General features: G+C 43.1%; 12 protein-coding genes and 1 pseudogene. 5 read left to right on the top strand and 8 right to left on the bottom strand.

Annotation, left to right across the window (positions count from 1 at the left end; all coding sequences use genetic code 11):
- Positions 1 to 310 precede the first annotated feature (310 nt).
- Positions 311 to 532 (bottom strand): hypothetical protein, encoded by a 222-nt coding sequence (locus PATL_RS04475; RefSeq protein ID WP_041713321.1) that lies wholly within the window; start codon positions 530 to 532, stop codon positions 311 to 313.
- A gap of 635 nt (positions 533 to 1,167) precedes the next feature.
- Positions 1,168 to 2,154, bottom strand: coding sequence for an MBL fold metallo-hydrolase (locus PATL_RS04470; RefSeq protein WP_011573763.1), 987 nt, complete (start codon positions 2,152 to 2,154; stop codon positions 1,168 to 1,170).
- Between the two features lie 495 nt (positions 2,155 to 2,649).
- On the opposite strand from PATL_RS04470, the gene PATL_RS04465 reads away from it, so the two are divergent.
- Positions 2,650 to 3,861 carry an MFS transporter gene (locus PATL_RS04465; protein ID WP_011573762.1) on the top strand — a complete coding sequence of 404 codons (1,212 nt, stop codon included), beginning with the start codon at positions 2,650 to 2,652 and terminating at the stop codon, positions 3,859 to 3,861.
- Positions 3,862 to 4,029: 168 nt separating this feature from the next.
- Here PATL_RS04465 and PATL_RS04460 read toward each other — a convergent pair whose 3' ends face one another.
- Entirely contained in the window at positions 4,030 to 5,508 is a 1,479-nt protein-coding gene (locus tag PATL_RS04460; RefSeq protein WP_198136256.1) for a carboxylesterase/lipase family protein, read from the bottom strand.
- A gap of 240 nt (positions 5,509 to 5,748) precedes the next feature.
- Positions 5,749 to 5,886: pseudogene (locus PATL_RS23070) on the bottom strand (hypothetical protein); the annotation flags it as partial.
- A 74-nt stretch (positions 5,887 to 5,960) separates the two neighbouring features.
- On the opposite strand from PATL_RS23070, the gene PATL_RS22625 reads away from it, so the two are divergent.
- From PATL_RS22625 to PATL_RS04445, 3 genes are all read left to right on the top strand, one after another.
- On the top strand, positions 5,961 to 6,119 hold the full coding sequence (locus PATL_RS22625) for a hypothetical protein (RefSeq protein ID WP_157043390.1): 159 nt from the start codon (positions 5,961 to 5,963) through the stop codon (positions 6,117 to 6,119).
- Between the two features lie 226 nt (positions 6,120 to 6,345).
- Positions 6,346 to 7,023 carry a glutathione S-transferase family protein gene (locus PATL_RS04450; protein WP_011573760.1) on the top strand — a complete coding sequence of 226 codons (678 nt, stop codon included), beginning with the start codon at positions 6,346 to 6,348 and terminating at the stop codon, positions 7,021 to 7,023.
- A gap of 26 nt (positions 7,024 to 7,049) precedes the next feature.
- The gene (locus PATL_RS04445; RefSeq protein WP_011573759.1) at positions 7,050 to 7,793 is read left to right on the top strand and encodes a siderophore-interacting protein; all 744 of its coding nucleotides are present in this window, start codon (positions 7,050 to 7,052) and stop codon (positions 7,791 to 7,793) included.
- A gap of 598 nt (positions 7,794 to 8,391) precedes the next feature.
- Here the strand turns inward: PATL_RS04445 and PATL_RS04440 are convergent.
- The 4 genes from PATL_RS04440 to PATL_RS04425 all read right to left on the bottom strand — a co-directional run bounded on the left by PATL_RS04440 (position 8,392) and on the right by PATL_RS04425 (position 12,840).
- Complete coding sequence (locus PATL_RS04440) at positions 8,392 to 10,119, bottom strand: arylsulfatase (RefSeq protein ID WP_081429922.1); 1,728 nt, start codon at positions 10,117 to 10,119, stop codon at positions 8,392 to 8,394.
- 83 nt (positions 10,120 to 10,202) lie between these two features.
- Positions 10,203 to 11,159, bottom strand: a complete 957-nt coding sequence (locus PATL_RS04435) for a PDR/VanB family oxidoreductase (RefSeq protein WP_011573757.1) — start codon at positions 11,157 to 11,159, stop codon at positions 10,203 to 10,205.
- Positions 11,160 to 11,204: 45 nt separating this feature from the next.
- The gene (locus PATL_RS04430; RefSeq protein WP_011573756.1) at positions 11,205 to 11,615 is read right to left on the bottom strand and encodes a DoxX family protein; all 411 of its coding nucleotides are present in this window, start codon (positions 11,613 to 11,615) and stop codon (positions 11,205 to 11,207) included.
- A 151-nt stretch (positions 11,616 to 11,766) separates the two neighbouring features.
- Positions 11,767 to 12,840: an aromatic ring-hydroxylating dioxygenase subunit alpha gene (locus tag PATL_RS04425; RefSeq protein WP_011573755.1), complete on the bottom strand. Its 1,074-nt coding sequence runs from the start codon at positions 12,838 to 12,840 to the stop codon at positions 11,767 to 11,769.
- 313 nt (positions 12,841 to 13,153) lie between these two features.
- Between PATL_RS04425 and PATL_RS04420 the strand changes: the two genes are divergently transcribed.
- Positions 13,154 to 14,053, top strand: coding sequence for a LysR substrate-binding domain-containing protein (locus PATL_RS04420; protein WP_011573754.1), 900 nt, complete (start codon positions 13,154 to 13,156; stop codon positions 14,051 to 14,053).
- The last annotated feature ends 158 nt before the right edge of the window (positions 14,054 to 14,211 follow it).

Here is a 14,211-nt window from a genome sequence, read left to right as displayed (position 1 = left end):
ATTTTGTTACTGAAATGTATAACAACATTAAATCATTGTAAACATCATATGTTTACTTTTGCGCTATAAAAGCAATTTCAGTACAAGTAAAAAGCGTAGGAATACTGACTGGCGAGCTAGCTGAGGATATTAATTAACTAGAAAGGATTAGAGACTCACGGGTGCTAAGTGCTGTTACTCAGGGCACGGAATGTTGATCAGTGACCGTAGCGATCACTCTGACGCTCCCCACTTGTGTACAGTTTCCTAAACCAAATAACAGCTGATTGTTGTAGGAGTCTGAGTAGGAAGAAGATGAAGCACCTACTTGCTACTGCCATTGTCTAGCGCAGGCTTGTAGCGCCGCTTTACCTGACGGGGAGCCACCTACCACAACACCCAAGAAATGATGATTAGATCGAGCGGATGTGTGATTTTCAAAGAGCCGCCATGTGCCACGTTCATTGGCGGTAACGAGATCAAGGTCGCCATCTTTATCGAAATCGATAACATCTGCGCCCGCCCAGCCGTCATTATCAAAATCAGCGGCCACCACGCTCGCCGTGGGCTGATAGTGGTTGGCGTTGGTCCATCAATCACATTTAACACAACCCCAGCAGCGGGTGAGCGTGTTTGGCTGCAGATACGCCATTTATCGTCCCTAAATAGCCTATGTACAAATAGGCATAGACTCTGGCGACAAGTACTTCAGCTTAACGCCTTCAAGGCAAACGTCACTTGGCCAGCCAAGCGCTCGCTGCGGTTCAATATTCAACGACCGGCTGCCGCTCGCAATCAAATAAAACACCCAAAATAACAAAGTTCCCTAAAATAACTGAATCAACAAGCTTAAAACAATGGGGCAATTTTCTCATTTGGTTTTAAATTCATAACTCGAAAGTTGTTTACGCGTTAGGACAACTGGCAACGGCCATACAGTTAATAACGGGCTAGCTCCTGCAAAAGCGGAGAGCCAACCTATTTTACAGGCCGGAATGAGTTGACCGCTACATAACGATGGCTCTGTCGAATAAATTGAAATACTAAATAGTGGGGATTAGGGGAGACGGGAACTAAAAATACAAAAATGACATGCTGATTTTTTCACATTTAGGATTGCAGGCATAACCCTAAATGTGAACATCTAAACATGCCATTTTATAGACATAAAGTATGCTAATCCTGTTGCTATCTTTGCAGTAAGAATCTGTCTAGGTCGTTAGCAAGAGTAATGTCACCTTGGTAAAATGCCGCTATTTCATTGCTATATTTTTTATACTCAGCTGGCGCGGTCAGCCCAGGTGCCATATGGGTAATAACAACTTTTTTAACGTTCGCGTTTGCGGCAAGCTGGCCAACTTCACCTGAGGTAAGGTGGTGAGTAGACAAATGCTGACTAAGATGCTTAGAAGCCTGGGCAGGCATGTGGGGATGCGCACGTTTTACCAGATTAACTGTATGTTCAACATCCATCATTTCGCTGATAAGCATATCAGCATTTTTAGCAAGTAATTCAACCGCTTTGCTTGGCCCTGTATCTCCTGTGTAAACGACTGTGTAATCTTCCAGTTCAAACTTAAACGATAATGCCTGGTACTTCTTCCACTCATCGCTGCCTTCTGGCCAGCTAAAGTGAGTATTTCGCACTGCTGTTAAGGTAAAGTCCTCTAGGCTGACCTTATCACCGTCTGTCAACTCAACCACGTTGACCTTGCGATTTGCAGGTTCTGGTATTTGGCCTGGTACACCATAATGGCCTGCCGCGCCGTATTTCATAAATGCAAAGATCCCGTCCACCGTTTCTTTGATCCCAGGGGGGCCATAAACAGTCAATTCATTCCCTGCATTCACTTGCCAGCGAAGACTTAATAATGCGGGTAACCCGCCGGTATGGTCAAAATGTAAGTGACTGATAAAGACTGCGTCAACATCGGTTGTTTTCAAGCCCGCTTTGGTTAGCTGGCCCACTGTGCCATCGCCCGCGTCGACAATATAAGTATGGCCGTTAACAAATAAAGCGTTCGACGGTTGTGAATGTGTCGCATGGGGTATAGGACCTCCCATTGTGCCCAGGGTAATCCATTCATCTTTTACATCACTGGCGCTATCAGCTATTGCACAACTGATACAACTTATCGTGAGCAACATGCCGCCAATAATTCTTGTCAAACTCATTTGCGTATCCTTTTTACTTTCACTTTAAAAACAACAAAAACTGACAGTAAACTCTCTACTGACAGCAGAACCAAACCGAACAAGGGGGGAAACATATAAATTACACCCTTGTAACATTTGACCCACTATACGTTTTGCCTAGGTATCCATATAATTGATTTTATTGATACTTGTTAGCGATATTAGTGATGAGATTGTTGTATTTTGATCAGGATTTGCAATGCATAGGCAGATTAAGTTGATTGTCGACGTCTTTCATCAACTAACATATACATAGCTGTATCATCATGGATGTATCAGATTTAGAGATAGTTAAAATCAGTTTATTCCACTGGCATTCCACTGCATTCCGTTACATTATTTTAACAATGACTTATAACTCTGCAGTTCGGTAGAGCACTATCGTTGCTGTCTTTTTCTCAATATGTATAGATGAAGTAGCGCCGATTAGATAACGACATGCTCTACCAAGCAAAAATATAGTGGAAATAAAATATGCCAAACAGTCTCGTTGATACCGTTTTGATAGATAAAATAAACAATCAAGCCTCTACCAAACATGCCATTATTTTAATCTTGGCAGCCATAATGCCCCCGATGGCAATTGCTTCTTTGATCCCTGTTTTGCCTTTATTGATGAAAGAGTTTGCCTATGAGCAAGGCTCGGCATTTTTAGTGCCCATTGCGCTGACTGTTCCGGCATTGTGCGTCGCCCTTTTTTCACCTTTGGCCGGCTGGATTTCAGATAAATTAGGTCGAAAACCTGTTTTGATCTCTGCACTTTTGGCTTACGGAGTGGTTGGCGTAGTCCCATATTTTTTAACTGATCTGCATCACATTATTTTAGTAAGGGTATTATTAGGGGTTGCTGAGGCGGCTATCATGACGGTAGCGACAGCGTTAATTGCAGATTACTTTACCGGTAAACTCAGACAAAAATGGATATCTATTCAGATCGCTAGTGTGAGTTTAAGTGCCATCGTTTTAATTGCTATGGGTGGGCTTTTAGGTGAATTTTTTGGATCTCGAGGACCCTTCTTACTGTATTTAGTCGCTATTCCTATCGCCTTAGCTGCCTATGTTATCTTATTTGAACCGCAAAGAGGTCAAGAACAAGCTAGCAAGAGCAGGCCTAAGGTACCTTGGAAAAGGGTTACCCCGTTACTATTAACAACGCTTTTTGTGGGTGTCATCTTCTACACCATAATAGTCAAAATTGGCGTTATTTTAGGCTTAGTAAGTGAGGTATCGCCGGCAACTATTGGTGGTATAGGTGCGGTGGGTAATATAGGTGTCGCACTAGGCTCAATGGCATTTGGTAAATTTAAAGGCGCGTCAGGTCCTAAATTAATGAGTATTGGTTTGGCCTTATCAGCCATAGGATATTGCGGTGCGGCACTATCTTCGACGCTTATATTTACCACCGCAGCCCTTATTGTTGCTTGTTTAGGTTTTGGTATGCTGTTACCAACTATGCTTAATTGGATACTTAGTGTACTTCCGAAAAGTGTCATTGGTCGTGGAACAGGTCTTTGGACAGGTGCATTCTTTTTTGGCCAATTTACAGCCCCTATCATAGCAACAGCATTACAAAATCAAATTGGCGGCTTAGAAAACGTGTTATTGATTTATGCTGTTTTATCGTTAATTGGGGTATTCATTGCCTTTATGAAACTGAAGGGCGCCAAAAGCCTAGTTAATCACTAGGCTTTAGTGCTGGCACTACCGGCAAATAGTGCGACCCTGAAGCCACAAACAAGATAGTGATTGTGCTGCCTCGATTTGGTTACAGCGAAGTTTAATGAAAAAGTACTCTTTAAATTTGCGAGCAACCTGTAGTCCTTTCATTAATGTGTTGATGAGGGCTTTGCCTCATCAGAACGAATAGTTCTGCCATAACTGCCTTACGCCCTTGTTGGGGTCATGTATTACCTGGTGCTTGTTATTGAATTCCATTACTGCGCGATCGACCCGATTGTAAGCGGGCCATTCAGTACTGCCCGTTTTGGCAAAACGCAACCATTGAGCCTGCATGTAATTAGCCAAAGATTTAGGCGGTTGAGCATCGACAAAACTTATAGCTTGTTCACTATCAAGGGTGTTAAAGGTAAAGGGAACATCGACAAAATGCGCTGCCCCCAAACGTCCGTCATAAGCAGGCGACGACCATGCGAAATTATATTTCCATACGGGATTCCCCATGGCGACTAACTGCTCAGCGATATGCAAAGCGGGCATACGAAACGTATAATCGGACTGTGCCTGAGCGTATACATCACCAAACGAAATTTCGTCAGTTTTACGGTAAACATCGAACGCATCGCTTCCGAGCTTTAAGTTTTCCAAAAATAAAGATAATTCAGTTTCTTCAATTCGATCAATTGCACCGCCTGGCACTAAGTACAGCCTTGATTCTTGGTCAGTACTTCCCACAATAACGGGTATAGAAGGATCGCCGTTATTTAGTAAATCAGCCATTGGCGATATTTCAATAACATCACCATCAATAACCGGTAAAAAGGCCGTGCCACCCCAAGATAGCATGCCCCATTGCTTGTGATCTGTAATCGAATTCCCCATGCCGATAACACCTTCGACAAGCTGCGAAAAAGGTATGTCAGCAATATCTGTCATTGTGGCTTGTACATTTTGTTGCTTCGCAAACTCACTGGTTACTCGAGCGGCTTGTGTTTTTGTGATTGCTTGCATAGGTGGGCTTTGCATAATCGCTTTTTGATATAGGCCACTGGCTTTTTTACTGCCCAGCAAAATGGCTACGCTGCCCGCACCAGCTGATTGGCCGAACAAGGTAACGTTCTTAGGGTCACCTCCAAAATCCTGAATATGTTCTTTCACCCAGCGCAACGCTAGAATTTGATCTAAGATCCCTCTGTTATCAGGTGCATCGTCGAAATGCATGAAACCGTCTACACCAACCCGATAATTAACGGTCACCACCACCACGCCATGTTCGGCAAAACGACGCCCATCGTAAACCTCCTCTGCAGCATCTTCGCGAATAAACGCCCCTCCCGGTAGCCAAACCATAACGGGCATTTTCGTATCTGCTTGCACAGCAGCGCCCGGCGTCCATACATTGACGGTAAGATCCCCTGCCCGGCCAACCAATTCTACGTCCGCCCCCCGCCCTGGCTGCGGAACAGGAGGTGTAATGACAGTCGCATCCAACGTTTTCTCCCAGGGGTTTATCGCTTCTGGCGCCTGAAAACGTCGCTCAGGGCTAAAAGGATTTTTTGCATAAGGCACGCCATAGAAAATAGCCACATCGTTAACAAGCTTACCCGCTACCTTTCCTAGTTTGGTCGTTGCGGTGATGGTGTTATTAGAATTCATAGATGAACCTGCACAGACGTTTGCACAAAATAAGATGAGAACAAGAAAGACACATACTATGTTAATAAGAACTTGGTTCATGGATACTCCAATGACTATCAAAGGTAAAATTACCGATGGTTTTATCCATATCTTTACCTCACTATATTAAATGTAGGTCTGAAATAGAACTATAGTCACATCAAATCAGCATGCCGAGATGTTATACATTTAGTAGAAAAACGGCCAAACAAAGCGTATTCACCCTTCACATAATTGCTTTATTATTCGCTTTGCGTGATTTGCCCCTGTATCAACATGGATATCAATCATAGGCTGGCCTTTGAAATGTTTCATGGCCCGATATTGTGCCTCGATGACCCCTTTGTCTTCGTCGAATGTAAGCCGTGTTTGTCAAAGCTCCTCAAGATGCGCGTTCCTCCCTTGTAAAATTAACTCACAGGAGCGAACCCTTGCATGACAAGGTATTAGAAATCGCCCTTGAAAGGGAAAAGTTATTATTAAGTGGTATTACTCAGGAAGAATTAGATGTGCTGATTAACGTGCTGCTCAAACTAAATAACAATGTTAAAACCGTTAATGCATATGAACCGAAGTTTGAACATAAGTAAAACGGGTTGACGACCAGCATCAGGTGCTACACCTAGGTTTTAACGTGCTCTGCGTTTGAAGGCATAGAGCACGTGAAAGGTGCTTTTTTGATATGACGTATTGGCATCCCTGATAGGTACTATGAAAATAGCCGAATAGTGTTAACCGGTTCAATTCGCTATGCTCGTGTTTAGGTAAAAATAAACGTTTTTCTTTGGTAAGCATTAGTCCTCTAGGAGCGTCAAAGTGAGTAATATCGTTCTTTATACGTCGCCAGGAAGTTGCTCTCGCGTGACTGCCATTGTATTAGAAGAACTAGCGCTTGAATTTGAAACGCGAGTTGTGCGTTTTATGAAAGGTGAGCATAAATCTCCTGAATTTAAACTGAAAAATCCTAAAGGAAAAGTCCCTGCGCTTATCTACAAGGGCCAGACGCTCACTGAAAATGTCGCCATTATTACCTATTTAAATCAACTACATGGTCAACTGTTACCTGCAACTGACAATGCCCTAGACTGTGCAAAACAGATTGCCGATCTGTGTTTTTGTTCTGCAACACTGCACCCTTTAGTCACACGTATAAGAATGCCAGGATTTTTTGCAGGCGACGATAATGCAAAAACAGTGCAAGACATTGCCTTTAATGCCATGGATGAGTTTTTTCACCTAATTGACAACCAGTTAGCTGATCAGCAATGGTGGTATCAAGATCAATGGTCAGCTATGGATGCCTATCTTTTTTGGTGTTTCTGGCGTGTTCAAGGGGCTGGTTACCCTGTTGAAAAGTTTGCTCATTACTGCGCTCATGCGCAAAGAATGGAACAACGCCCCGCGGTAAAAAGGGCTATTGCCCGTGATGATGAAGCGATTAAGATTTTGGAAAACGAAGGTTTGCTGTTTACACCCAAAAAGATTATTCGTTAATTCACTTTATTTAAAAGGAGAATGTTATGGCTACTAGGCCCGAACCAAGAAATTTAGTTGTGATCAACAGCCGTTATATCACACCTAATATGTTACGTATTACCTTAGGCGGCGAGGAGATGAGTGACTTTCCCGCAGATCAAGACAGCGCTTACGTGAAGTTAATTTTTCCAAGGGCCGATGGCGGTCGTCCTATGATGAGAACCTACACCGTTCGTAGCCAAACAGAGAATTCGATTGATGTTGATTTTGCTTTGCATGAAGCGAAAGGCCCAGCCTCTTCATGGGCAGTCAGTGCTAAAGTCGGCGATAAGATTATTGTTGGCGGGCCTGGTCCTAAAAAACTGCTTAACCAAGATGCAGATTGGGTAATTATCTGTGGTGATATGACAGCCTTACCGGCTATTAGTGTCAATCTTGCAATATTACCAAAAGACACAAAAGGTTATGCGGTGCTAGAAGTAGTAGATGAAGCAGATATCCAAGAATTGGCGCATCCTGACAATGTGCAATTAATATGGGTTGTCAGCAAACCCAGTACCGATACAGAAGTCCTGCCTTTACTGGATCGCATCAAATCACTACCTGAACTTGAAGGTAATTTATCAGTATGGGTTGCCTGTGAATTCAGCACAATGAAAGCTATTCGTAAGTATTTGAGAACCACTTTTGACCTACCTAAAAGTCATTTCTATACCTCCAGTTACTGGAAACTCGGGGTCAGTGAAGATGAGCATAAAATTGCTAAAAAAGAAGATGCAGAATCCTAAGATTGGAGTCCAAATCAATCCATGGCTTCGACTTGCTACGGCTGTTTGTTGCATCGAACATCCTGAAGAGTCGCCCTTGGGAAGAGTTTTAATTAATACCGAAAAATATTTGTTGAGAATCAAATCACTCTGACAAGTCGGTTGTCTCTTCAGAAACGCCTAGGGTTCTACCTCACGGACAAACGACGACTATTCCTTTTAAGAGTGTAATTGGTCCAAAAAATTAGCCCAGATGCCCTGAGTTTATTCGATAAATTAGCCAGGCATAGATGTGGGGTTACTGTTTTTAGTTGAACTGATTATTATTGATGGCACCACAACAGTTTAGCATAGACGTAAGACATACTTGGCTGCGTTCATATTACGGGCATTCCCTTAAGGCGAAGCCCTCAAACCTCCCTTGTCATCCTCGATGCTAAGCAGTGGTTTGTAGACCTTAATATTGGCTCGAACTCTTCATGAGCACCTTTGCCTTTGGCATTTGCGCTAGAGCCCAAAGCAAATTCTAAGGTGCTACGATGTATCGGCCCATCTCAATTCTATTTTTGTATGCGCGAGAGTTGCCTCTGTGCCAACTGAAAATCGATCAATAACCCACTTAATGTTTTTTGCGTGGTCGCATCTCTTGTACACCCACTTCTTCAGCATACTGTTGCCAAGCGAGCTTAAGTTCTGCAACCTTTTCAGGGTGTTGTGTTGATACATCAATCAATTCCGCAGGATCATCAGCTAGATTATACAATCCCCACTGCCCATTGCCCGCAGGTCGCGAAATAGAAAGTAACTTCCAATCCCCTTTACGCACAGCTTTATTCCCATGAAGCTCTGCGCCTAAGACATAATCATCGCCGTGTAGATTGACGCTTTTTCCGGTCAGCATGCTCATCATTGATGCCCCGCGCATTGGCCCGAATTTGTTTGTTTCACTCGCCGCAGAATAAGGATGTTTTGCGTTAGCTAATTCTAATATGGTTGGCATGACATCCATAACACTGACGATGCCGTCATATTGCTTTGGTTTAACCATTTTAGGGAAATGGACAAATGCTGGGGTATGAATGCCACCTTGTGTCACTGAGCCTTTGTTTAGCCGTTTAATACTGCTACCGGCACGTGCCCATTGCGGACCGTACATAACATAGGAGTTAGCCTTGCCCATGTTTTCGTAACTATTGTCACAACATGTCGCAACAAATTTACTCAAGAAGCTTTTGTAGGCTGGTGAGTTAGGTGTATTGGCTTCAGTACCATTATCTGACATAAAGAAAATGACAGTATTATCGTATACCCCCTCATCTTTTAAGTAGGTGACCAAATCACCAATGGCGGTATCTAAGTCAGATACCATAGCCGCATAGATTTCCATTTGCTTAGCTGAAATTTTCTTTTCTTCAACGGTCAAACTTGCCCAAGGTTTTATATTCCTTGGTAAGGGGGGAATTTGGCTAGACTTTGCAATTAAACCGAGTGCTTTTTGTTTTTCTAAGCGACTCGCTAAAAGCGCTTCGTAGCCTTCATCATACTTACCTTTGTATTTCGCTATTGAAGACTCTGGGGCTTGCAAGGGCCAGTGGGGAGCGGTATATGCCATATAGGACATGAAAGGCTTAGTTTTATCCCGCTCATGTAGATATTGCTTCATCTTACTGGTGAAAAACGGCGATGAATAAAAATGGTCAGGTAACGTCGCTGGCTTATCATCTTCTACATAAGTTGCTTTTTTGGCGAATGGCATAATAGACATATCATCGAAGTGCCCCGCTCCGCCTTCCATTAGTGCAAAAGAACGTTGAAAACCGCGAGCGGCAGGCATTTGTCCATCTTTTTTACCTAAGTGCCATTTGCCGACCATAAAACGTTGGTAATCAGCTTCCGCCAAAACTTCAGGTAAGGTTGCAACGCTATCGTTTAAATACCCTTGGTAACCTGGTTTATCTAAAAGATAAGGCGCGAACGCTTGCATAACTTCATCCATGGCCCCTAGACCCGCCAAGTGATTATCCGTGCCGGAAAGTAACATTGCTCGGGTAGGCGAACAGGTTGCAGCGGTATGAAAATTAGTTAGCCTTACACCAGCATTTGCTAATGAATCGATATTCGGGGTTGCTATTTCGCTACCAAACACGCCTAAATCGGTTAATCCCAAATCATCGGCAACAATAATGACGATATTAGGACGTGTGTCTGATGGCGATTCCAGCACTTTATTTTCTATAACTGGCTCACTACTTACGTTAACCGCCTCTGAGGAACATCCTGTTAGTAAAAGAAAAGCACTCAACCATACTGCATTAATTGTTATTCCATAGTGTCTTTGATATCTCATTCATTACTCCCGGTAAGTCCGCATATATTCAGCATACAAAATGTTCTGGTAAGGCAACTATTTCAAAGTAGTTATCATTGCTATTACAAATCTATTATTAACGTGTCAGTTAACGACCTTGAGCAGCATGGGGTAAATTGATTGTTCTTGGACTTTTCATCAGCAGATAAAAACTCGTCTCGGTGATCCGGTACTCCGTCAATAACAGGTGTTAAACACGCACCGCATATACCCATCTCGCAGGACATATCAACCGTTACGCCAGCGTCTTCTATAGCCTCCAAGGCCGTTTGCTCGACAGCGACATCAATTTCCAACCCTGAACGTTTTAGAATAAGTTTAAATGGCTTATCACCTGATTCGGCAATCTTAGGCTCCGCTTTGAAGTTCTCTTTATGCAGATTTTCTTCTTTCCACGAATTCGCTCTTGCCACATCAAATATGTGCTCCATATACCCCACCGGTCCACAGGTGTATAAATGGGTATTTTCAGTAAAATGACTTAAGGCTTGGTTAAGCCTAGTATTGTTATTTTCTGGCTGATCAGAGAAATAGTAAGACACCTTAGATGCGAATGGGCAATTTAACAGCAGTTGATAAAACGCAGCCTGCTCTTTCGATTTAGCGCGATAATGCAGCTCAAAATCAACGCCGATACCATCAAGTTCTATTGCCATCGACAATATAGGCGTGATCCCTATCCCCCCCGCAAAAAGAAGGACTTTGTCACTTTTCGCATTGATAGGAAATAAATTACGCGGTTCCGATATAGCGATTTCATCCCCAACGTTGAGCGTATCATGCAGTGCCAGCGAGCCGCCCCTTGAGTTAGCATCCTTTAAAACAGCAATTTTATAGAACGCTTGAGATTGTGCATGGCTTATCAAAGAATATTGCCGAGTCAAGCTATTAGGTAGCTGCACATCTACATGACTACCCGCTGAAAAGGCCGGCAATTCTCCGCCGTCTTTGCGCGCTAATTCAAAACTACAAATATGGGGTGTTTCCAGTGTTTTATTCTTAATAACAACGTCAAACATAATATTTCTCGATATATTTTTAGCTTAAAAATAGCTAAATAAGGATCAGTTAACCGTCGAGCGGTTTAACCTTGCCTTTAAGACTGCATCCACAGACCAGGCACCAGGACCTGAGAAGATGAAATAGAAAAAGACGAAACAGTACATCACGGCTAGCTCTCCACCATTGACCACAGGAAAAAAGTCTTTTGATGCGTAAAAAAGAAAGTAAGCCACAGCCATCTGTCCGCTCAATAAGAAAGCCACACTGCGAGTACCCAGCCCCATTAACAAGCAAAGGCCACCAAAGAACTCTAAAATGCCAGCGAAGCCCGTTAAACTGAACAAATCCAAGGGCCCTTGATGATGCCCTCCCTCAGGGAAGTGAAACAATTTCTGCGCACCGTGTTGCATATAAAGCAGTGCTGTTACAACCCGTAAAATGGCTAGGCAGTATTTTTCATATTGATAAAACATGCTTCCATCTTCCCCTCGAGGCTTGATTCACGTGTTCTTTAATAGGCGCTAACCGTTTTAAGCTGCGCCCATTAATCGGCGCAGCTCAAAACAGCGAACGCGATGGGCTGCACTGACGTAAAGCGTGAGTGCAACAGGCACCTATTTCTTCTTATGCGTCAGCTAAAGGCACATTTTCTTCCGCCAGCATGGCTTCAATCCTTCTTCTAACCTGAACCGCAGGCTTGTCTGCTCCAACTAACAGTTCTCGTTGTTGAGTGACCGCAAAATCGAGCCTCTTTTCTACAGCGTTGATCGCTACCTGGTCTTGGGCACGGATTTTCTGATCGGCGGCAAGTTGGAATTGGTTTAAGCTTTCATCACCTAACCTGAAATTACGCGTAGAAAACCCAAAATAGTGAGTTGTCGTGTCGGTTTCAGGGGTAGCACCATGAAGTATCATCAACGAACCCAACTCTTTGGGAACCTCACTTTTGCCAGGCACTGCCGTGATAATGGGTAGACTTGTGGACATGAATTCAGGACCGAAAAAATCGCTCTTGATCATAAAATCACATACACCCTCGAATTCAGCTTCTGGGCCAAAGACCATCTTGAAATAATCATTCCAGGGGGCCTTGCCATTGCGTGTTATGCGATAACTTCTTTCACGCTCTTCAGTGACAATGGGTATATCTGCCATCGAATCTTTCCCTGCGATATGGTGATGCACATAAGGAAGGTGGGTAAGGTCCATTAAGTTATCGACCAATAACTGAGAGCGGCCTTCAAGATGAAAATAATTAGCCGAGTGGAAATCCCAGCCTGGCTGATCCAAACCAAAATCTTCGTAGGGCGGAATTAAATCGATATCACATTTGTCTTCATCGCCCATCCAAATCCAACAAATTGGGCCTTTTTCTATAATTTTATACACTGGCTGGCAGATTCTACCTGTGACTTTTGGCTGCGAAGGAATTTGAATGCACTCGCCAGTATCAGCAAATTTGAACCCGTGGTAACCACACACAATAGCATCGCCTTCAACGCGACCTTGCACCAGAGGTAGATAACGGTGGGGGCATAAGCCATACATGGCAACGGGCGTACCATCTTCTTTACGATACATAACCACAGGCTTGTTTAGCATGGTGCGTTCCATTGGCTCACGGGTTATTTCGGTTGAAAATGCCGCCATATACCAACGGTTGCGCACGATTGAACTTTTATATTTAAATGGATACATAATTTATCTTCCTCAAAAATTGTCTAGCGCGCTTATCGCACTCAATTGTTAAAAAATTGTTTACGCAATATATCAGCGCCGTTACATCGCGACCAACGCTTAACATCGCTAGTTGGCATTGATAAAATCGATGGTTGATAGAAAGGCGCTTTTAATCGGATCAAGAGAATACCGACTCACCAGTGGAGTATGGATATAGCCTGGGCTAGATGTGACTACCGATAGTAAAAAGCAGTAAATTCGTTGAACATTTGATGCCTTTAAAATAGATTACTTAGTAAAATTACAGCTTTGAAACTGATGGTTACTGTTTATGCGATTTAAAGGCCTAGATTTGAACTTACTCGTTGCGCTAGATGCACTCATAGCGGAGCGCAATGTCACACGAGCCGGTGAGCGAATACATCTTAGCCAATCGGGAATGAGTTCAGCGGTTTCACGCTTAAGACAATATTTTGATGATGAATTATTTGTGCAAGTAGGCAGAGAACTCATCCCCACATCGCTTACTGAAACGCTAGCTAAACCCGTTCGGCGAATTCTAGTAGAAATGGAAAATACCATAATAAGTAGACCTAAATTTGACCCTGCCAGTGATGAACGGTGTTATAGAATCGCTGCGTCAGAATTAACAACTATGGTATTAATGCCCACTGTGATTAGTCGGCTGGCCCAGGACGCTCCTAATATTCGCTTGAATTTATCGACCATTGGTGAAACCGATTTGCTTGATAAAGGGGATATTGACTTAATGATTATTCCAAAACAGTTCACGCAAGACGGACACCCCTTCGATGAGATATATCAAGAAGGTTACAAATGCATTTGTTGGCAAGAAAACACATCGATTGGAGAAAAAATAACGTTTGAGGATTATCAATCTGCTGGCCATGTTGTCGTCAGCTACGGTAAAAATAACGCCCCAGCCTTTGATAGTTGGTTTATGAGTCATTATGGTATTAGTCGAAGAGTAGAAATTATGACGTCTAATCTGCTAGCGCCGCCGTCCCTCATTATCGGTACGCAACGCATCGCAACCGTACACAGTAGGCTGGCACAAATAGTTAGCCAATCATTACCCATCAGAGTGTTACAGCCCCCGATTGAAATTCCCCCCTTGACGCAAAGTATGCAATATCATCGAAATCGAGAAAATGATGTAGGATTAAGCTGGCTAAGACAATTGATTATCGATGTGGCAAAAACGATTTAATACACTACATAGATAACGCGTGGTCAGTTAACTTGGCAGGAAACTAATATAAATAAATTCAGGCTGGGGTCTATATTGATTTGTCACCATAAACACGAGTTTTGCTCTGAACTGCCTCCGCTCTGGTTATCATTGCTCATTTTAAATTTTTTGGTCAC

It is taken from the genome of Paraglaciecola sp. T6c (assembly GCF_000014225.1).
GTDB classification, from domain to species: domain Bacteria; phylum Pseudomonadota; class Gammaproteobacteria; order Enterobacterales; family Alteromonadaceae; genus Paraglaciecola; species Paraglaciecola atlantica_A.
The sequence above is the reverse complement of the archived record's forward strand: the minus strand, read 5'-3'. Positions and strand labels throughout refer to the sequence as shown.